The organism is Methylocapsa sp. D3K7 (assembly GCF_029855125.1).
In the GTDB taxonomy this organism is placed as follows: domain Bacteria; phylum Pseudomonadota; class Alphaproteobacteria; order Rhizobiales; family Beijerinckiaceae; genus Methylocapsa.
In genome coordinates this window covers 2,135,281-2,155,114 of the sequence record NZ_CP123229.1, presented here as the reverse complement: position 1 = coordinate 2,155,114, position 19,834 = coordinate 2,135,281, and the positions used below count along the sequence as shown (strand labels likewise).

General features: G+C 57.7%; 13 protein-coding genes. 8 read left to right on the top strand and 5 right to left on the bottom strand.

Going from position 1 to position 19,834, the window contains the following annotated elements; all coding sequences use genetic code 11:
* The first annotated feature begins 81 nt into the window (after positions 1–81).
* The 4 genes from QEV83_RS09855 to QEV83_RS09840 all read left to right on the top strand — a co-directional run bounded on the left by QEV83_RS09855 (position 82) and on the right by QEV83_RS09840 (position 6,504).
* Complete coding sequence (locus tag QEV83_RS09855; protein ID WP_280127581.1) at positions 82–1,602, top strand: caspase family protein; 1,521 nt, start codon at positions 82–84, stop codon at positions 1,600–1,602.
* A 65-nt stretch (positions 1,603–1,667) separates the two neighbouring features.
* Positions 1,668–2,318: an OmpA family protein gene (locus tag QEV83_RS09850; RefSeq protein ID WP_280127580.1), complete on the top strand. Its 651-nt coding sequence runs from the start codon at positions 1,668–1,670 to the stop codon at positions 2,316–2,318.
* Between the two features lie 51 nt (positions 2,319–2,369).
* Positions 2,370–3,389, top strand: a complete 1,020-nt coding sequence (locus QEV83_RS09845) for an efflux RND transporter periplasmic adaptor subunit (RefSeq protein WP_280127579.1) — start codon at positions 2,370–2,372, stop codon at positions 3,387–3,389.
* Positions 3,390–3,399: 10 nt separating this feature from the next.
* A complete protein-coding gene (locus tag QEV83_RS09840) occupies positions 3,400–6,504 on the top strand; it encodes an efflux RND transporter permease subunit (RefSeq protein ID WP_280127578.1) in 3,105 nt (1,034 codons plus the stop codon).
* Positions 6,505–6,616: 112 nt separating this feature from the next.
* On the opposite strand, the gene QEV83_RS09835 is transcribed toward QEV83_RS09840, so the two are convergent.
* A complete protein-coding gene (locus tag QEV83_RS09835; RefSeq protein WP_280127577.1) occupies positions 6,617–7,291 on the bottom strand; it encodes a Crp/Fnr family transcriptional regulator in 675 nt (224 codons plus the stop codon).
* A 435-nt stretch (positions 7,292–7,726) separates the two neighbouring features.
* Here QEV83_RS09835 and QEV83_RS09830 point away from each other — a divergent pair, with 435 nt between their 5' ends.
* Entirely contained in the window at positions 7,727–10,189 is a 2,463-nt protein-coding gene (locus QEV83_RS09830; RefSeq protein WP_280127576.1) for an adenylate/guanylate cyclase domain-containing protein, read from the top strand.
* Between the two features lie 207 nt (positions 10,190–10,396).
* Entirely contained in the window at positions 10,397–11,332 is a 936-nt protein-coding gene (locus QEV83_RS09825) for an efflux RND transporter periplasmic adaptor subunit (protein WP_280127575.1), read from the top strand.
* A 37-nt stretch (positions 11,333–11,369) separates the two neighbouring features.
* Here the strand turns inward: QEV83_RS09825 and QEV83_RS09820 are convergent, their stop codons facing one another.
* A complete protein-coding gene (locus tag QEV83_RS09820) occupies positions 11,370–11,846 on the bottom strand; it encodes a hypothetical protein (RefSeq protein WP_280127574.1) in 477 nt (158 codons plus the stop codon).
* A gap of 387 nt (positions 11,847–12,233) precedes the next feature.
* Here QEV83_RS09820 and QEV83_RS09815 point away from each other — a divergent pair, with 387 nt between their 5' ends.
* Positions 12,234–14,225: an autotransporter domain-containing protein gene (locus QEV83_RS09815; RefSeq protein ID WP_280127573.1), complete on the top strand. Its 1,992-nt coding sequence runs from the start codon at positions 12,234–12,236 to the stop codon at positions 14,223–14,225.
* Between the two features lie 310 nt (positions 14,226–14,535).
* Here the strand turns inward: QEV83_RS09815 and QEV83_RS09810 are convergent, their stop codons facing one another.
* From QEV83_RS09810 to QEV83_RS09800, 3 genes are all read right to left on the bottom strand, one after another.
* Entirely contained in the window at positions 14,536–16,995 is a 2,460-nt protein-coding gene (locus QEV83_RS09810) for a caspase family protein (protein ID WP_280127572.1), read from the bottom strand.
* Between the two features lie 408 nt (positions 16,996–17,403).
* The gene (locus QEV83_RS09805; protein WP_280127571.1) at positions 17,404–18,222 is read right to left on the bottom strand and encodes a DUF2147 domain-containing protein; all 819 of its coding nucleotides are present in this window, start codon (positions 18,220–18,222) and stop codon (positions 17,404–17,406) included.
* Between the two features lie 51 nt (positions 18,223–18,273).
* On the bottom strand, positions 18,274–18,552 hold the full coding sequence (locus QEV83_RS09800) for a hypothetical protein (protein WP_280127570.1): 279 nt from the start codon (positions 18,550–18,552) through the stop codon (positions 18,274–18,276).
* 413 nt (positions 18,553–18,965) lie between these two features.
* On the opposite strand from QEV83_RS09800, the gene QEV83_RS09795 reads away from it, so the two are divergent.
* Positions 18,966–19,619: a hypothetical protein gene (locus QEV83_RS09795; RefSeq protein WP_280127569.1), complete on the top strand. Its 654-nt coding sequence runs from the start codon at positions 18,966–18,968 to the stop codon at positions 19,617–19,619.
* Positions 19,620–19,834: the final 215 nt, after the last annotated feature.

Sequence of the window (19,834 nt, the reverse complement as noted above, 5' to 3'; positions counted from 1 at the left end):
GTTTTAAAACCTGAGGTCATTCCCAGCGCTAAGTTTTGACGCGTGATCATATAATTTATGTAATAATGGTATAATGCGAGCATGCGCAGAGCCTTTATTCTTGTTATTTCGACCCTCCTCATGCCGGCCGCCGCCCACGATGCTTTCGCGCAGCAGGCCGATGCAGGGGGGCGGGGTGCACGCGTGGCCTTGATCATTGGTAATGCCAATTATCCCAACGCCGACCCCAAATTGACCCAGCCCATCGGCAACGCCCGTGCTTTGGGCGATGAACTCACGCGCGATGGATTTCAAGTAGAGGAAGGAGAGAACCTGACGAAAGAGGAGATGCAACGCGCCTTCACCCGTTTGTTCGACAAAATACAGCCGGGTACGGTCGCCCTGCTCTTCTTCAGCGGCTTCGGGATTCAGTCGAACCGGCAGAGCTACATGATCCCAGTCGATGGACAGATCTACAAAGAAAACGACGTTCGGCATGATGGAATGAGTGTGGACAATGTTTTGTCCGAGATGAACAAAAAGGGCGCCAACGTCAAAATCGCCATTCTCGACGCTTCGCGGCGCAACCGGTTTGAAGGCAATTTCCGCCCGGTTCCCCTTGGGCTTGCGTTGCCTGCCAATCCGCCGAGTGGAACGCTGGTCATGTACTCGGCTGGATCGGGCAGCGTGGTTCGAGATTCAGCGGCGGACCGGAGCCTGTTTGTCAGCGAATTGCTTAATGAAATGCGGGCGCCCGGCGTTCCCGCCGAAGAGGTCTTCAACCGCACGCGCATGGGCGTCTTGCGAGCAAGCCAGGGCGAGCAGAACCCTTCGAATTATTCCTCGCTGAATGAGGATTTCATCTTCGGCCAGGTAGCTGCGGTCAATCTGATTGGGAAGGCAAACACGCCAGCACCGGCGGCTGATGCGGCAGCCGAAGAGAAGCACGATTACGAGCTTGCTCAGCAACTGGGAACGCGACAAGCATGGGAGGATTTCCTCCGCAAATATCCATCCGGAAACTATGCAGGACCTGCGCAAGACCAATTGGCGAAGCTCGACGTTCCCGTGGCGCCGGATGCGGCGCCAGTTCCGAAGCTGCCGGTGGAGGAAGCGAGCGCCGATCCCAAGGACCGCGATGCGATAAAGGATCTAGATAAATATCTTCAAAAGAATCCAAAGGATGCCGCCGCGTTCTACAGGCGGGGTCAACTTTATGCGAAGACCGGTGAGTTTTCCCGCGCCATTGAGGATTTCGACGAGACGCTTCGGCTCCATCCAAAGGATGCCGAGGCGCTCAACAATCGCTGCTGGGCCCGCGCCATGGTCGGCGATTCCAAGACAGCGCTCAAGGACTGTAACGAGGCGCTTCAGCTTCGGCCGGTTTATGCCGATGCCTTGGACAGCCGCGGCTTTGTCAAATTGAAAATTGGCGAGCCATCGAGCGCGATCGGCGATTATGAAGCGGCGCTGCAGATCAAGAAACAAGCATCATCGTTGTATGGGCGTGGCATAGCCAAGAAACAGACCGGCGATTCCACCGGCGGGGACAGCGATATCACCGCGGCGAAACAGATCGATCCCGCCATTGCCGCGGCATTTGATAGGAGTGGCATTCATTAAGAGCAAGCATTAGTGTTGCACGGATTTTTTCAGACTTTTATTTCAAATAAACTGGGAGACCAATCATGTCCGTAAATCTTGCCAAATTCATGCGTGTTCTAGCCTTTTCGGTGCCGGTCATAGGTTTGGGCTGGGGCACCTTTATACGATCGGCGCCCGCGGCCGAACAGCAGCCATTGGCCGATCAAATCATCCAGGCGTTGACCCCAAAGCCATTGACACGCAGCCTCACGGGGGGGCCCTCCGAACAGGCGCCGAACGCGGCGGAATCGCAGTTCATCGACAGTTTAAGGAACCGGCCGTCCCGTTCGATTACGCTCAATGAGCGTGAAAAGATCGCTACCCTCGATCAGGTTAAGAAGGGTTACGATAACGATATTAACTTCGATTACAATTCGGCCAAGATTGCATCCCCGGCCATGGGTAACGCCAAGGCCCTTGGCGTGGCGCTCTCGAGTGCGATTTTGAAGGGAAGCACCTTTATCATCGAAGGTTACACGGACGCCAAGGGTGGCGATGCGTCCAATCAGAAGCTCTCTGAGCGGCGGGCGGACGCGGTCAAGAAATTCCTCGTCTTGCAGTATAACATCCCGGCTGCGGATTTGGTGGCCGTTGGCTATGGCAAAACCAGGCTGAAGAACCCAGACAATCCTTTTGGACCGGAAAACCGCCGCGTCAGGGTCGTCAACACAGCGGCCAATGTGGCGAATAGATAAGAGACGAGAGCAAGCTTTGAAACGTGACTCCACCCTGGGAGGAAGTCGTCCATGGCTCTCCCTCCGGATGCGGAGAGCGGATATGGAGTCTCGCAGCGATCAGCAATGTGTTTCGGGCTATGGCATGGTCTTGTGATGAAATCCTCCGTCCTGATTAAGATCGGTGTCGCATCGGCAACTTTTCTCGCCGGGGCGGTTCTTTGCGGGTCTGAGCGCGGAGGCGCATTTGCCGCGCCGCCGGAGTTCGGGGGCGGCGTCATTGTGAAGCTCGTTCGTGCCACCAAGGAATGCTTCTCTGACACGATTTACGTCTCCGGCATCCTCGTACCCAGACAGGAAGCCGTCGTAAGTCTCGACGAGGGAACCCGAGTCACTGAAGTCTTGGCCGCGGCAGGTGATCTAGTAATAACTGGGCAAGTCCTTGCACGCGGGACAAGACTGGTCCCAGGCCCGTCCGCCGGCGCGTCCGCGTCAGCAAAGCTGGCATCTAACACCATTACCTTGAAGGCTCCTGCTGCTGGCCTTGTGACCCAATCGGCCGCAACGGTCGGGGCGGTGTTATCGCCGCGTGGCGAGCCGCTGTTCCGAATTATGGTCGACAATGAAATCGAACTCGAAGCCGACGTGCCGGGCATCCATGTGCCGAAACTCAAACCGGAGGAAACCGCGCGGATCAAGTTAGAAGACGGCACGGAACTGATCGGACAAGTCCGCCTTGTGCCGGCCCAAATCGATCGAACGACACAACTCGGCCGGGCGCGTCTTTCGGTTGCGCAGGCTCCCTCGCTGCGGATTGGAATGTTCACCGAGGCAACGATTGATGCCAGCCAAAGCTGTGGTGTGGCCGTGCCGCGCGAGGCCATCTTAAATCAGACCGAGGGAACCAGCGTGCAGGTGGTGCGAGGCCAGATGGTCGAGACGCGTCGGGTTCGCGTCGGGCTTTCTTCCGATACCCGTTTTGAAATCAGCGAAGGCCTCAACGAGGGCGACATCGTCGTCGCCAATGCTGGCACGTCGCTGCATGATGGCGATCGAGTGCAAACAATTCTTGTCGACGAGCCGGACAATTGAGAATGCCGCAATGGCGCTGAACATTTCGGCCTGGTCGATCCGCCGGCCGCTCCCCTCGATCGTTTTGTCGATCATCCTTTTGGTGCTTGGCTGGACGAGCTTCAACAGACTGCCGGTGACCCGCCTGCCAAACGCCGATATCCCAGTGATATCCGTGGTCGTGGCCCAGTTCGGAGCAGCGCCGGCCGAACTCGAATCGCAGGTCACGAAGACGATCGAAGACGGCGTTTCCGGCGTGGAGGGAGTCCGTCACATCGCGTCGTCGATCAGCGACGGAGTTTCGGTCACAACCGTCATGTTTAGGCTCGAGACAAATACTGATCGCGCCCTCAATGATGTCAAGGATGCAGTCACCCGCGTTCGCGCGAAGCTTCCGCGAAATGTCGAGGAGCCGCTGATTCAGCGCGTTGACGTGGTCGGCTTGCCGATCGTCACCTATGCGGCGATCGCTCCAGGGAAGACACCGGAGCAGCTCTCATGGTTCGTGGACGACACCGTCACCCGCTCCCTGCAGGGAGTCCGTGGCGTTGCGCAAGTCGAGCGTATCGGTGGCGTCGAGCGGGAAATCCTTGTTTCGCTTGATCCCGACAGGCTGCAGGCGGTTGGCTTGACGGCGGCCGATGTGAGCCATCGCTTGCGCGGCACAAATGTGGATCTTGCTGGCGGCCGCGCCGAAATCGGTGGCCGCGATCAGACGATCCGTACGCTTGCCTCGGCGCAGACTCTAAATGAACTGGCGGCGACGATGATCAGCCTGCCCGGGGGCGGCGAGGTCCGGCTTGATGATCTTGGCATAGTGACCGACACAATTGCCGACCGGCGAACTTTCGCACGGCTCAATGGTGAGCCCATCGTGGCGTTCGGGATCAAACGCTCGAAGGGGGCGAGTGATGTCGTCGTCGCCGAGGCGGTGCAAAAACGCGTCGATGAACTCAAACGGGCCAATCCAGATGTCGAACTCAGGCTGATTGACACCTCGGTCGACTTTACCCAGGGCAATTACGAAGCGGCGATACAGACACTGTTCGAAGGCGCCGCTTTGGCGGTTATCGTCGTGTTCCTGTTCTTGCGCGATTTTCGGGCCACGGTGATCGCGGCGATCTCCCTGCCGCTTTCGATATTCCCGGCATTCTGGGTGATGGATGTTCTGGGGTTTTCTCTCAACCTTGTGAGTTTTCTCGCGATTACGCTGAGCACCGGCATTCTCGTCGATGACGCGATCGTCGAGATCGAGAACATTGTGCGTCATATGCTGATGGGAAAATCGCCCTATCAGGCGGCCCTCGAAGCCGCCGATGAGATTGGCCTTGCGGTCATCGCAATTAGCTTGACGATTGTTGCGATTTTTGCGCCCGCAAGCTTCATGTCCGGGATCGCGGGCCAGTTCTTCAAGCAGTTCGGCATCACCGTCTCAGCGCTGGTTTTGTTCTCCCTGCTGTCGGCGCGCCTTGTCACTCCGATGCTGGCCGCCTATTTCCTCCGCCCGCATCATCAGCCGGAAAAACCGCCGGGGCGCCTATCTAAGGCTTATGTTCGTCTGGTGACCTGGTCGGTTCAGCACCATTTCGTGACCGTATTCACGGGTTTGCTGTTGTTCGCTCTGTCGATTTGGAGCGTGGGTTTGTTGTCCAAGGGTTTCCTGCCAGCGCAGGATTCGGCGCGCTCGGTCCTGGCGATCGAACTGCCCCCCGGCTCGCAACTCTCCGACACGGAAAAAGCGACGGAGGCTATCGCCGCCCGCTTGCGTAAGCGGCCGGAAGTCAGAAGCGTCTTCGTCGATGGCGGAAGAACACCGCAACGGGCGAATGAGATCCGCCGGGCTGGGTTGATCATCAATTACAAACCGAAATCCGAGCGGGCGATCAGCCAGCGGGACCTGGAATTGTCCATAGGCCGCGAGCTTGATGGCGTTCCTGACATTCGGTACTGGTTTACTGACGAGAACGGGCTGCGGGCAATCTCTCTGGTGGTGACCGGAGGAGACGGCATGACCGTCGTGAATGTCGCCAGCGAGCTTGCCAATGAGATGAAGGCCATACCGCTCGTTGAAAATGTTACGACGGACATGTCGCTTGACCGGCCAGAGCTTCGCATTCGTCCGCGGACAGACCTATCAGCTCGCCTTGGCGTGCCGACGGAGAGCTTGGCGGAGACGATCAGGGTCGCAACGATTGGTGACGTCGGTCCGGCGCTGGCGAGGTTCAACGCGGGCGATCGCCTGGTTCCTATTCGTGTCCAGCTCGAGGCCAACGCCCGTGCCGACCAACAGGTGATTGAGCAGCTGCGGGTGCCCACAGGCCGCGGAGGCGGGGTTCCGCTATCAACAATCGCCGATATCCAATTTTATCAGGGACCGACCAGTATCAACCGTTATGACCGCGAGCGCCAGGCTACGGTCGCGGCGGATCTCGCGGGCAGTTCCGCGCTCGGCGATGCGATGCTGGAGATCAATGCTCTGCCGGTGATGAAGAGCCTTCCCAAGGGAATCATCGTCAACCAGTCGGGCGACGCGGAGAGCCTCAATGAGCTGGCCGATGGCTTTGCCAACGCCATGAGCTACGGCTTGATGATGGTTTATGCGGTGCTTGTGCTTCTGTTTGGAAGTTTCTTGCAGCCAGTTACAATCTTATTTTCACTGCCGCTCTCGATCGGCGGGGCGATCCTTGCGCTTCTGCTGACCGGCAAACAGCTCACCACGCCCGTCTGGATCGGAATCCTGATGCTGATGGGCATCGTCACGAAAAATGCGATCATGCTGGTCGACTTTGCAATTGAATCTATTCGCCATGGCATGGAGCGCGATGCCGCAATCATCGATGCTGGTCAGAAGCGGGCGCGGCCGATCATCATGACGACGGTCGCCATGATTGCCGGCATGGTCCCGAGCGCGCTTGCATTTGGCGCTGGGGGGGAATTCCGGTCGCCCATGGCGATTGCCGTGATCGGCGGACTGCTTGTTTCAACCGCGCTGTCGCTCGTCTTCGTTCCGGCCGTTTTCACGCTGATGGACGATATTTCGCGGTTGACGTGGCGGCTCGGTAAACGCCTCCTCAGCGTGGGACAGGAGATCGAGCAATCGAAAAAAAGCGAGCCTACGTATCCTGCCGCTGATTAGAGCATGTTTTGAAAAAGTTGCTCGGCTTTTTCAATCGGAACATGGAACGCGCTCAAATTTTTGAATCTGGTGCTTTCTTTTCGATCAGATGAGAAGGTCTCGAACGAGGAATTCAGTTCTCGCGTGCCGCCGCCCTGAGACGGCTGGCATTCAACAACAAAATACGGCCACGGTGGATCTCGAGGATTCCTTGCTGCCGCCATTGCTGCAATTGACGGTTAACGCTTTCGCGTGCCGCCCCCACATAGATTCCCAACTGTTCCTGAGAAATGTGAATCTCCGATCCGAAATCGCTGGCAAGGCCGCAGAGCCGTCGCGCCAGCCGAACCTTAAGGGGTAACAAGACCGCCTCTTCGAAGCGGCCGCTGGCCCATCTGATCCGCTGGCAGAGCAGTGCGATAAGTTTCACGGCCACCCGGGGCTCGCTCTCAAGAAAGGCCAGGAAATCATTCCGGCGGACAACGAAAAGTTCGCTCGGTTCTCCCGCCGTTGCGTCGGCGGTGCGGTTTTGACCATCGAGCACCGCAATTTCTCCAAAGAGATCACCCGCACCGAGCACATTCATCGTGACCCGCCCGCCAGCGGCCGAGCCGGTCTCGATGCGAATCTGTCCTCGTCGAATCCCAAACAACGCGTCGCCACTGTCGCCTTTTTGGAACAGGAACTCGCCAGTGGCGAGATAACGCGTATGGCACAATGCGGCGATCTTGTTGATCGAATCGCTGCCCAAGCCGGAGAAGAGGGGATTTAACCCGAGGAGCACCGCAAATTCAGACTGCTTGCTCATCGCCATGATCCAAGGATGTTCATGCGGGGACGATACAAGACCTATGGACAGCTTGCGCCGCCAGTCAATCATTGCTCGATTACGGGAACGCCCTTCCGCGTCCCAAAATTCCATATTTCCGGATTTTTTGGAACAGCCAAAGCCGGTCTTCAATTCCAGGAATGATAGGTAGAGACGACGCCATGAGTCTCTCGCAGCCGCCGGGCTCGCGTCATCCGAAGTGCCAACGCAGATTTTGGATTGCGCCGTTGACACATGAGACGCGACTGCGTTACAGGCGGATATTACAGAAAATAACCTGTAAAATCGCCCAAACCGAGGGGGCCAATCGGGAAAACATTTTTCTTAAAGCGTGTTGCGGTCGTGCAGCCCTCCTGGCTTTAGCTATATTCGGGATAAGCTCAATGTTGCGTCCCACAGATTTCGGTGAATGAAATGGACAAGGCGCCGCGCGGGGGATGGATGCGCCGGGGAGGTGTGTTCACCAAATTCGTCGTCTCGTTTGTCGGCCTGGTCATATTTGTTCTCGTCGTGAACGGTGCTGTCGAAACATGGTTTATGTATCGCGAGACAACGACGGCGCTGGTTGGTGCGCAATCCCAAAGGGCAGTGGCGACGGCGCGCCGTATCGAACAGACCATGTCCGATATCGAACGCCATATCAGCTGGGTGACGCGAGCGAGCGTCGTCACGATTGAACAGCGGCAGTCGGACTATGCGGAGCTGCTGGACCAGATACCGGCGATCGAGGAGCTCGTACAGATCGACGCAACGGGTCATGAGCAGCTGAGATCCTTGCGCAAGACCTTTACGATTGGGAAAGGAACCGATTATTCGCACGATCCAAGATTTACGGCAGCGCTCGGCAAGGGTGTATGGTGGTCGCCCGTCTATTTCCATGGGCGCGATCCCTTCACGTTGATCGCCTTGGCCCATTTGGGCCGCAACGCCGGTGTTACGGTTGCCGAGATCAATCTGAAATTTCTTTCGGATTTTGTGAGCGCGACAGAGGCCGGGAAGTCGAACACGGCTTATCTGGTCGATCAGAGCGGTCGGCTGCTCGCGGATTCCGATGCGACCCAAAGTCCCGCTACGGATCTCTCCGGGCTTCCCCAGGTCGCAGCCGTGCTGAATCCCAACGCAAGTCCCCTCTCCATCGGCAAAGACCTAAGTGGGCGATCGGTGCTGACAGCGTCCGCGCCGGTTCCGCAATTGAATTGGTTTGTTTTCTACGAGGAGCCCTTGAGCCAGGTATTGGCGCCGATCTACGCTATGCTTGCGCGGGTTGGCTTATTGATGGCGTTGGGTCTTATGCTTGCAATCGGCGCTGGAACGCTGCTGGCGCGCCGAATGGTCGTTCCGATACGGAAGCTTCAAGCCGGAGCGCGTGAGCTTGGCGCGAACGAATTTGGCCACCGCATCGACGTGAAAACCGGAGACGAGGTTGAGGAACTCGCGGACCATTTCAACCGGATGGCCGGTCAGCTCCAGGAATCCTACTCGCGCCTCGAACAGAAAGTCGAGGAGCGAACCCGCGATCTTGCTCAAACAGTGAGTGAATTGAAAGTACTCGAGGAGACCGGGCGTGCCATCAACTCCTCGCTCGACCTAGATTCGGTGCTTCGGACGATCGTCACCAACGCGGTCCAAATCACGCAAGCCGATGCCGGGGCCATTTACTGTTATGATAGCTCCTCGGGGGTCTTCGAACTCGCACAAACTTTTGGTATCGAGAAGTCCCAGGGGGATGCCGCGCGTTTCGTCCGGATTGACGAGGACGACAGTCTCATAAGTACTGCTTGCAAAAAGCGAGAATCTATATTCGTCGCGGATGTGTTGAATGCGCCCGGCTCTCCTTTGAAAAGCCTGCCGCTGATCGATGGAATAAGCTCAATACTCATCGTTCCGCTCGCGGGCCAGGACGAGGTTCTTGGCGCACTGGTGGTGCAGCGCAAAGCGGCCGGGGCCTTGGCGTCGAATACGGTTGGCTCGATGCAAACCTTTGCCCACCAGTCGGTTCTCGCCATGCAGAACGCCCGGCTTTTCCATGAAATAGATCAGAAAGGCCGTGAGCTGGCGAAAGCGCATGATACCGTCCAGCAGCAAGCAACGAAGCTCATGGAACAGACCGAGCAATTGGGATCATGGAACCTTTTGCTGGAGGAGCGGGTGGCGACGCAATTGGCGGAAATTGAACGGATCGGCCGGTTGCGGCGGTTCCTGGCACCCCAATTGGCGCAAGTGATTGCTTCCTCCGACGAGAATGCCTCGCTGCTTGCGAGTCACCGCCGCGAGGTAACGGTGGTGTTCTGCGACTTGAGAGGATTCACAGCCTTTACCGAAAGCACCGAGCCCGAAGAAGTCATGAAAGTGCTTCGCGAGTACCACGCCGTATTGGGAGAAATCATTTTCCGGTTCGAAGGAACCTTGGACCGCTTCGCCGGGGATGGCATTTTGATCTTGTTCAACGATCCGATCCCTTATCCGGACCATACTCAGCGTGCTGTCCGGATGGCGGTGGAGATGCGCGATAGCGTGGGCAAGCTTTCCGAGAATTGGCGCAGCCGCGGACACTCGCTGGGTTTTGGAATTGGAATTGCCCTGGGCTATGCTACTCTTGGTCAAGTTGGATTTGACCGCCGCCTGGAATATGCGGCGGTGGGAAGCGTTACCAATCTTGCATCGCGGCTCTGCGACGAGGCAAAGGCCGGCCAGATCGTGATCAGCCAACGGGCATTTGGCTTGGTTGAGCAATGCGTCGACGCCGCGCCTATTGGCGCACTGAACCTGAAAGGCTTCAACAGACCCATGCCGGCCTACGAGATCCGGGCATGGCGGGACGAATCGCAATGCCAAGAACGGGTTTTTGTCCCTCCCTCAGCCGCCAACACTGTATGATGCGGCAGCTCTTCGTTTCCCCGCGCAGTTGCGAGATCACGAGTACCGGAAACGCCAACCCGGGGTGGTGGGACATTGCAGCCAGGACCGTTCGGGGCTTGGCTGCGGCTTCGAGGCCCCATAATATATTGCAGGCGTCTGAAATGCGGGTAAGGCAGGATCCGGGATGAAATGAGCAGGCTGAAGGACAGCATGAGAGCTCCCGTCATGACTATGTTTCTCCGATCTCGGATCGCAACGCTTGGATTGTCAGCGTTGGTCGTCCCAACTGGCCTTTTTTTGAGTGCGGCGTCGCAAGTGTTTGCCGCCAGCGTGCCCGAAACCAAGGTTTCCAAGGGCGCGGCAGTCAGCGTGACAAGGGCGAAGAAGACCTGCTTCGATGACACAGAGGAGATCACCGGCGGGCTCGTTCCGAAAGCCGAAGTCCTGGTGCGGCCGGATCGGGAAGGCTACCTAATCTCGAAGGTTCTCGTTGAGGCCGGCGCGAAAGTGAATGCCGGTCAGGCGCTCGCGCAACTTGCAAATCCTGAAGTTCAGCAGGGATCGGGAGATCCGGTTTCGGTTCAAGCTCCTGTCGCTGGACTTGTCGGCAAGGCAAGTGCTGTGGTGGGAACCATGGCGTCGGCGAGAGCGGAGCCGCTATTCCAAATTATCGCTGGCGGGGAGTTGGAACTGTCGGCACAAATCACGACAAAGAACCTTTCGAAACTCTCCGCCGGCCTTCCAGCGAAGATCAAGGTCGTTGGGGTCGGAGAACTGCCGGGGGGCCGTGTGCGATTTGTTTCCAACACCGTCGATCCAGCAACCCAACTGGGCGAAGTCCATGTCTCGACCGGCCACGATGAACGGCTGAAACCCGGCATGTTTGCCAGGGCCACCATCAACTTGGGACGAAGATGCGACAGAGCGGCAATTCCCCAATCGGCCTTGCTTTACGGTGAGGATGGTACCGTTGTGCAAGTAGTCCGCGACGAGAGAGTTGAGTCAAGGATTGTCACAACCGGTCTACAATCCGACGGAAAAGTCGAAATCCTCCAAGGTATCGTAGAAGGAGATATGGTCGTTGCACGTGCGGGGGCATTCTTGCGGGACGGAGATCGGGTTATCCCCGTTGTCGTCGAGGACGCCGACATTTGGAAATAAGCTCAGCGCCTTCATTTGGACCGGCACGGGTTATGATCTAATAGCCGACCCCAAGCAGCACGAATTTTGAACAGAGACCAGGGCTGCACCGCGATTCGCTCGACGCAGCCAGCCACATCGTGGCCCGAGGTGCCGCAATGTGGGCGGGCCGTGCCGGTCTCATCACCTGTGCCAAGTGATGATGCGGGGATTTACACCCGGGCCCCGCGTGATGCGTGACCATCCGGTGTGGCGGCCGAACTGGAGGCGCCGCGTGCTGAATAGGGTCGGGCTTTGCCTCTTGCGGCGCGTCTTTTATCCCTGCGTCGGCCGTGATCCCGGCGACGGGCGGTGCGGGTGGCACGGCGGCGGGCGCGTGCGCTGTATCGCTCGCCGGTGTGGCGACGGGTGCGGGAGCGATGTCGCGCGCGGCAACCTCCGTGTTATTTCCGGCCGGGAGAGGCTCTGCCTGAAGTGCGATCGGGACCCCGAAAAAGACCGTAGCGGCAGCGAAAAACATCGTGGCGTGGCGCATGGCGCGATACCTCTGTTGAAAGCCGAGGCCGGAAGACTGAAGCTGCTAGGGCTCCGGAGAGTCAATCACGAATCATATAGCTTAGGAATCTTACTGCAAACTATTTCGATCTCTGGCGGCATTCCGCCCAAAATCCCATTGCCGTTCAAAACATATGTGAGCTGTCACTTTGATGCAATAGTCCAAACAAGCTGTTGAAATAGAACCCTTCGAGGCTGCCGGGACCGTTGCGGGAGGCTCTTTCGCCGCAATCTGCCCTTATTTCGCCGGGTGCTGTGGCAAGCGTGACACAGACTTTTGAATCGCCCCTTGTTAACTTTCCGAAACGTGCCGGTTTTGAGGCCAAAGCAACGGGAATCGCGACAACAGCTTTCGGGGGGTGAAACAATGACTAAGCAACTTTTGGGCGCCAAATCCGCTCCAGCGAGCGTGGCCGCTAACAAGGGATTGGCTCAAGCGGTACGTATCGGCGCGATCGTCAGCGGCTTCGCCGTCGCGGCGGCGCTAGCGACGCCGGTTGCGGCGCAGACGCCCTGCACCTCATCTGTCCAACCTCTTTTTCTTGGCGGCGAAGGTACGCCGGCCACCAATCTACTGCCCTTTGCCTCCGGTGGGTCGATCAATTCCCTCGTCTCGGCGATCGACGCCGCCAACACCGCCTTTCTGAGCCAATCCTCGGCGTTTATCGGCAGCCCGCCGAATCCGGAACCTGACCAATTGGGCGGCGGTGTCTGGGCCCGCGGCATTGGCGGTCAGACGGACTTCAAAAGCACATCGACGTCGACCTTTTCGTTGAACGGAAACCCGCTTTCTGGAAGCGCCAACTGCAACACGACGACGAAGCTAAGTTTTTCTGGCGTCCAGATCGGCACCGACACCTCCCTATTGAACTACAACGGATGGAATATTCATGGTGGGTCCACGCTCGGGTATTTGGGCGCCAACGCCAACGATTCGGCCACCGGGGGCACCTTCAACGACACTTTGCAGGTTCCGTTCGTCGGACTTTATGGTGCGATCACCAAGGGCGGGTTCTTCCTCGACGGCCAGGTCCGGTGGAATTACTATCAGAACAAGCTTTCGGACACTTCAAATGGCTTGTTCGGTCAGAATCTCGACGCGCGCGGCATCTCGATAAACGGCAATATTGGTTACAATTACGGCTTTGCGGATACTTGGTTTATCGAGCCCTCCGCAGGCTTCCTCTGGTCGGATGTCTCCATCGATCCTTTGAGTACCTCCGGGACATTTGCTTTGGCGCAAAGCGCTGGTACCGCGCCCCCTGGCACGGTTTATATCAACAATATCTATAGCGCGCTCGGTCGCGTGAGTTTGCGGGTAGGAACGAGCTTCAGCACGCCTGATTGGGTGCTGCAGCCTTTCGTCACGGTGAGCGGCTTTCGGGAATTCCAGGGCAACAATAGCGCAACGCTCGCGACCCAATTCCCCCAAGTCGGCGTTAACGGCTTTTTGGGCGGAAATCTCTCCGCTACCAACATTGGGACCTATGGCCAATTCGGCCTCGGTGTTGTGGCTCTCATTCCCAACACCGGATGGCTTGCCTATGTTCGCGGTGACTACCGGACAGGCGATCATATCGACGGCTGGAGCATGAATGGCGGGATTCGTTACCAATTGAGTTCGTCTCACCCCGTCTTCACCGGGCGCAGCGCCGATGTCCCAGGGGCACCTGTCGTCATTCCTGTCTATAATTGGACCGGTTTCTATGTTGGGCCCTCACTTGGCGTTGATTGGGGCTATACCAATTGGACGTTCACGGGCATCGGCACCAAAACCTACCCTCGCTTCGCCGGAATCCTCCCTGGGGGCCAGGTGGGCTACAACTATCAATATGATAAGTGGGTCTTCGGCGTCGAAGGGGATGCTGGCTGGACCAATGCGCATGGATCTCGTGCCTGCCCGAACGGTTTCTTCTTCAACTGTGAATTCGGCGTGAATTCGCTGTACACGGTGACAGGCCGGATCGGTTACACCTATCCAGACCGGGTCCTGTGGTATGCGAAGGGAGGCTTGGCCATCGCTGAGACCCGGGCGCAAGGACGCTGCAACACCGATAGCCAGACCGTCATACCGTTCGTTGGCGCAGGCGGCATTCTTAATCCCGGTTGCCCTTCGCAAGGCACGACGCGCACCGACATCGGTTGGACCGTCGGCGGCGGCAGCGAACTCGGCTTGACTGATAATTGGTCGGTCAAGGCGGAAACAAGCTACTTTAATCTCGGAAGCGCACACTATGCATTTAACAGCCTGGCGCCGGCAGGGGCAAACATTAGCCGCAGCGGCTGGATCTCCACCATCGGTTTGAACTACCGTTTTACCGGATTCGGTGAGCCCGCCGCCGTCGTCGCAAAATATTAGACCTCGGTATCAAAAGTACCATCGGCCCGGAACGCTCGCCGTTCCAGGCCGATTTTTTTGTGGCCACGGCGGCGGGCCCGCCGTGCGCGACAAGCGAAACCTGCGTCTCACTGAGGAGTCTCACCGCCAATCCGCACCGACACGACGAAAATTCGCGGATGGGTTGAGACACAACAACGGCGGAACTCAGCCGAACCTAAGATCTTTATCCTGCGTAGCGGTATTGAATGGCGAGCGAATTGGTTACGCCGGTCTGCGGTGTCCTCTGGCTAGGCAGGTTCGGGGGCCTTGTCCAACCGGGGAACTGCTCTTAAAAACCCACGCCAACAGTTGCGCCGCTATGTCCCGAACCGGACGTCGCCGTCGAACTCATGGGCATGCTTGGGGCGCGTCTTACTCTCTGGACGGCATAAGATTTGGGCCGTTCGCTGGCATAGGACGGATGCGGCCTTTGATGGACCCGTGGCGCCGGCGCTTCTTCCCGCTCGGCTCTCCGTATCCTGTGTCTCGGCGCCGGTTCAGCGGGTTCTTCTTCCCGTACGGCATCGTGAACCCTATGCCGTCTGGATGGCTTGGCAGCTGGCTCTTCTTCCTTCGCGCCGGTCTCGATCTTCTGCCGGGGACGCTCTGGGCGAGCCTCTTCCTCCCGCTTGGCGTGCTCAATCGTTTGCTGTTTGGGCGGAGCCACCTCTTCCTTCTTGCTTGGCATTGCGACAGCTGGCGCCGCGGGTTGCGCCGGGGGGCACAAGGCAAGGTTTTGCTGCTTCAATTCGGAGAGAAGGCCGTCCGTGAGGTGATCATTATCCGCCAGGGAACCCTTCTTGGTGTGATAAAGCGTCAAAGATGCTTTGGTTGCCTCATCAAATTTGCCGTTGACCGGCGCATTATAACAGCCGAGCCGGGTCAATTCGGTTTGTGCCTCCGTCACCCGCGCCTCAATTTTTTTGATGTTGCCAGTGATTTCGGTACGGAGAGACGGGCACGCGGCATGCGCCGAAAACTCAACCAATTGCTGGCGCGCCCCAGCCGCGCTCGCATCGATCGCGCCCAATTTTGTCTTTTCGTCCGCGCAAACGGATTGCTCGCGCCGCATATCGTCCTCAAATTTGGCGACACGCTGCTGCGCCTCGGTACGAACCGGTTCGCAGCTCATACGTCCCGCCGCGCTTTTGAGAGATTCGATATCGGAACCCTTGAGCGAGGTAAGGGTCTTGCGATCCGCGTCGCAAGCCTGTTTGATCGCCCGGGTCACCTCACGCAAAGCGGTCTGGATGGCGGGCTGGATCGTCGGACAAGCCGACTCCTTCGCCAAATTTTGGATGGCTGGGGTTTGCTGTGCCGCCGTGAAACCCTTCAATTTGGCCAGGTCACCCGTGCAAATTCCAGCGATACGCTGTTTTTCCCGCTCCAGCTCTTGAGTCTTGCGATTTTCCTCCTCGAGCGCCGCGACTTTGGCGCGCTCCGCGGCGGCGCGGTTTTCGGCTTGCAGCCGCTCGGCTTCGCGGCGTAGAGCGGCGGCCTTTTCCATTTCCAAGCGTGCCGCTTCGTTTTTCTGTTGGGCGATGAGTTCGGCTTCCTTCTTGGCTTCCTCTGCCTGCCGTTTTTGCTCGGCCTCAAGGACGCTGCGCTCGGCTTCTTTCTTTGCTTCCTCGGCGCGGCGTTTTTGCTCGGCCTCGAGGGCGCTGCGCTCGGCTTCTTTCTTGGCTTCCTCGGCGTGGCGTTTTTGCTCGGCTTCGAGGGCGCTGCGCTCGGCTTCTTTCTTGGCTTCCTCGGCGTGGCGTTTTTGCTCGGCTTCGAGGGCGCTGCGCTCGGATTCTTTCTTGGCTTCCTCGGCGTGCCGTTTCTGTTCGGCCTCCAAGGCGATACGGTCACGCTCCCTCTTCGCTGTCTCCGCATTTTCGCGGCGAATGCGTTCAAAAAGGTCAATACGAAATTGCGCTTCACGCGCAAACGGCGATGCCGGGAATTTGCGGATGAATTCTATAAAATCGGCCGGATCGGTCGAATCACGGACGCGGCTCCAAGCGGCGCTGTCGCTTTCGCTTGGATTCAAATAGTAGTCGGTGCGCAGCGAGGTCGTCACCTCGGGATGCTGAGTTCCCTTAGTCCGCTCGTAAACATCATTGGCGACGCGGCGGAACATCGTTGTAATTTCAAGGCCAGGTTCCTTGATGCGGTTGAGGAGGGCTGCCGTGAACGGGCTGTTTCGGCCCTCCCCGTCATTGGCGACATGGTCTGGCGCGGTCGCATAGGCGACGATCGTATCCTCCGCGTTATCGATGCGCGCCAACCCGTGCGTTTCGCCACCTCCGCCCCAACTGCGGGTCGCGATGAGCTGCCTTGCGAGAGGATTGTCACGGCAGGCATCGAGAATGACGACTTTTACGCCTTTCGCGCGCTCAACCGCGCTCAATATGTGGCCCTGATCTATGGCCCGGTATTCGACGTCGACGGCGTCCTGGACCTCGATGTCCGTTGGAAGAAAATAGTTCCTCCCTTTGTTTTGGAGACCATGGCCAGCATAAAAAAAGAGTGCCGTGTCAGCGTCCGTCGCTTTGCGCGCGAATTCGGCAAGCGCGTGCTCAAATTCGCCCTGACCAAGATCAGTCCTCAGGATGACCTCGAACCCAATGCTTCCCAAAGCTTGAGCAATATCATGAGCATCGTTGGCTGGATTAACGAGCTTGGGCGAAAGATGCGCGTATTGGCTATTTCCTATAATGAGAGCGACGCGCTTATCCGCCAGCGCGGTTCCGACCCAAAAGGTCATAACCAATACGCCTAAAAATCGCACGGCAATGGTTGAAATCTTCTTCACCACGCTCGCAATTCCAGCTGCCGGAGGCACAGGAGAGATAATAAAAATACTTTAAAAAACCAAGTTTACGCCTATTAAACCGCAGGCGCAACAGAAGGCGGCACTTCATAACGTACCCCCGCTGCTGAGGCGGTGAGGTTCACGGCTTTTCCTTCAGTACTTTGGCTGGCCGTGACGAAACCGCCTCCACCGTCTCATTCATTATATATGTTCATAGGGCAAACATAATGACTGTTCGGTGCCGATGCGCACAGACAGGGGGCGTTCCCGCTCTGGGATAGAGGCTCCGCCTGGAATGAATTTCCACGTGAAACGCTCGCCTGCCGTCTTTGCGCGCACCCGCCAGGCGCCCAGCCGCTCTTAGTTTACGCGGGTCCAGTTCTGGCCGCCGCATAGAAAACCGAACACACACCCTTCGACTCGCAGCCTCTGCGGGTCGTTCAAGGAGATGTTGGCTGTATAGGTTTGTCCATCCTTTGCATTGTAGATCTGGCCCTCCCAATGGTTGCCTTTGGCGGGCTTCATATCAAGCAGCACCGGCATTCCAAGGATGGGCCGATGGCGCAGTTCAGGATTGGGATTCTTGCGATCCGTGTCTTGCGCATTTTTCGCGGCGGAGACGACACCACACAAATTGTTTCCGCATTCTTGGATGCGGATCCGCGCATCACCATCCTCGACCAGCCACTCGCCGACAGGGCTCGCCGCCGCCTTGATGGCGCTTGGCTTGCTGGCGGCTTTGGCGGCGGGCGCCAAAACAGGGGCGGGCGCGCCATTCGCATCGGGCTCCCCGCTGACCATCACGGGCCGTTCTTCGACACGCTCGCTTACCGCTGGGCCGCCGCTTGCGGCCGCCGCTGGAGAAGTTGCCGGGGGAGCTTTGGCGCCCGGTTCCGGGGCGTTGCCAGGCGTGGGGGAGAGAGCGGCCGGCGTCCCGTTGGCGGATGGCTCCGTGTCCAAGGTAGTGGACGGCTTGGCGCGCTCCTTGCGATTGCGTTCCTTATGATCTTGGCGCCCGTCATTGCCTGTCCAGGATAGCGATGCACACATCGACTCTTCGCAGTTGTCATCAAGCTGAATCCGGGCAGTTCCTCCATTGATCGGGATTTCGAATACGGTACCAGCGTGGACGGCGCCGCCCAGCAAAGCGATGGCCATGGCCAATCCGAGCGTTTTCATCGGAACCTCCGGACGATCGAGTATGCTGTCCGAGATTGATACGTCGGTTTTTTACTCATTTGAAGCCGTCTTTTTTGACATGGCCGTGTCAATTGCGACCCGGCAAGCCTGGCTGAGGCTGGCCTTTTTGGCCATCATGCAGGCAATTATATTATTGACATTGGGGATTTCCGAGCTGCAGAGCCTGAACACGTCGGGAGTGCAGGCGATCCGCTGCTCGGCGGTGACGAGCGCGAAGCTCGCGGTCGCATAAAAAGAGAGTGCAAGCCCGGCGGCGAAAGGGGCCGCAGCGCGCAGAACGGTATGGAATTCGGCTCGATTTGCTTTCATGACGCCCTCCTGTCCAGAGACTTTGGTGAACGCCGATGCGACGGGGCATTCCCAAGGTCCGCGTACTATTGGCACCAAAGCTCATCTGTTACTGTGACCGGGGTCACACAAATTGACCGGGTTGAAACTCTGTTTCTGTTTTTCTATCCGGGGGCTCGCCTGGACTGGTATATCCCCACGCCGGAAACTTTGGCACAAGCCCGCTTCGGCATATTCCATGCAGACAACAGGAGTGAAGATATGACAGAAATCGAGGCCTGTGAAACGGCCGCCGCCGGAAGCGCGTGCACGGCCATCGAGGTTTGTTTTTAACTCCCGGGCAGGCAGCAGTAAAAGAGAGAATATGACCGATGGAGCGCTTAATCCCCTCTCAAGGACTGCCGCGCCGCGAGGAGATCAAAGAAAAATATTGGATGCCGCTGGAGGCGCGCCATAAGACGGGCGCATGGGAGGTTCTCGATGCCTGCTACAGCGAATCTCACCGTGCCTACCATACCTGGGAACACATCGGCGGCCTGCTCGAAAAGTTAAGTGTTTTCTCTAATCTGGCTGCCCGGCCGGACCTTATTGCCATCTCGGCATTTTGGCATGATTCTGTGTACCGGACTCAGAATCACGATGGCAATCCCCGCTCGGATTATGACAATGTTCATGACAGTGCCGAGTTGTTTCGCCGATACTCATTGCTGAACCAACCCGACGCCGGCGCTGTCTATGATATGATCATGGCGACCACTAATCATATGCAGGCCCGAGCGGAGAAATTTTATTACGCAGGGTTTGCCGGAGATCTGGATCTCTTTTTGGATTTGGATTTGAGTTCCCTGGCTGCGCCTTGGGAGAAGTTCGCCGACCACCTTGCCCGGATTCGAAGGGAGTTTTCTTGGGCGCCCGAGATCGTCTTTTGTTCGGCGCACCTTCGAATTCTTGAGAATTTTGCCAAAGAGGATGCCCGGCTTTATCGCCGTGCAGAGACCAATGGAAAATGGCTCATAGCCGCCAAGGTCAATCTCGAGCGGTGCATCGCCGACTTGAAAAAAAGAATAGCCGCTCACTCTCTGGATTAATCGGCGTCATAAATCCACCAAACATAAAAGGTGCCGTGACCCCGTGGCCCTTCATCAAGGAAAAGCCGAAATCGATGCGGCGGATTGCGGAGGTGGTGCCCTGTATCAGTGCGTCCAGTCCCAACGCCTCGATCATGGCGCGTTCTCAGCCTTGACTCAAAACATTTGACCGGAGCAATATTTCGTTATCTGTTCGAAGGTGTTTAAGGAGCGGA

Excerpts from the sequence above, each read along its gene's own strand:
- QEV83_RS09855 (WP_280127581.1), top strand. The coding sequence starts at position 82 with ATGCGCAGAGCCTTTATTCTTGTTATTTCGACCCTCCTCATGCCGGCC.
- QEV83_RS09850 (WP_280127580.1), top strand. The coding sequence starts at position 1,668 with ATGTCCGTAAATCTTGCCAAATTCATGCGTGTTCTAGCCTTTTCGGTG.
- QEV83_RS09845 (WP_280127579.1), top strand. The coding sequence starts at position 2,370 with ATGGCTCTCCCTCCGGATGCGGAGAGCGGATATGGAGTCTCGCAGCGA.
- QEV83_RS09840 (WP_280127578.1), top strand. The coding sequence starts at position 3,400 with ATGGCGCTGAACATTTCGGCCTGGTCGATCCGCCGGCCGCTCCCCTCG.
- QEV83_RS09835 (WP_280127577.1), bottom strand. The coding sequence starts at position 7,291 with ATGAGCAAGCAGTCTGAATTTGCGGTGCTCCTCGGGTTAAATCCCCTC.
- QEV83_RS09830 (WP_280127576.1), top strand. The coding sequence starts at position 7,727 with ATGGACAAGGCGCCGCGCGGGGGATGGATGCGCCGGGGAGGTGTGTTC.
- QEV83_RS09825 (WP_280127575.1), top strand. The coding sequence starts at position 10,397 with ATGACTATGTTTCTCCGATCTCGGATCGCAACGCTTGGATTGTCAGCG.
- QEV83_RS09820 (WP_280127574.1), bottom strand. The coding sequence starts at position 11,846 with ATGCGCCACGCCACGATGTTTTTCGCTGCCGCTACGGTCTTTTTCGGG.
- QEV83_RS09815 (WP_280127573.1), top strand. The coding sequence starts at position 12,234 with ATGACTAAGCAACTTTTGGGCGCCAAATCCGCTCCAGCGAGCGTGGCC.
- QEV83_RS09810 (WP_280127572.1), bottom strand. The coding sequence starts at position 16,995 with ATGACCTTTTGGGTCGGAACCGCGCTGGCGGATAAGCGCGTCGCTCTC.
- QEV83_RS09805 (WP_280127571.1), bottom strand. The coding sequence starts at position 18,222 with ATGAAAACGCTCGGATTGGCCATGGCCATCGCTTTGCTGGGCGGCGCC.
- QEV83_RS09800 (WP_280127570.1), bottom strand. The coding sequence starts at position 18,552 with ATGAAAGCAAATCGAGCCGAATTCCATACCGTTCTGCGCGCTGCGGCC.
- QEV83_RS09795 (WP_280127569.1), top strand. The coding sequence starts at position 18,966 with ATGCCGCTGGAGGCGCGCCATAAGACGGGCGCATGGGAGGTTCTCGAT.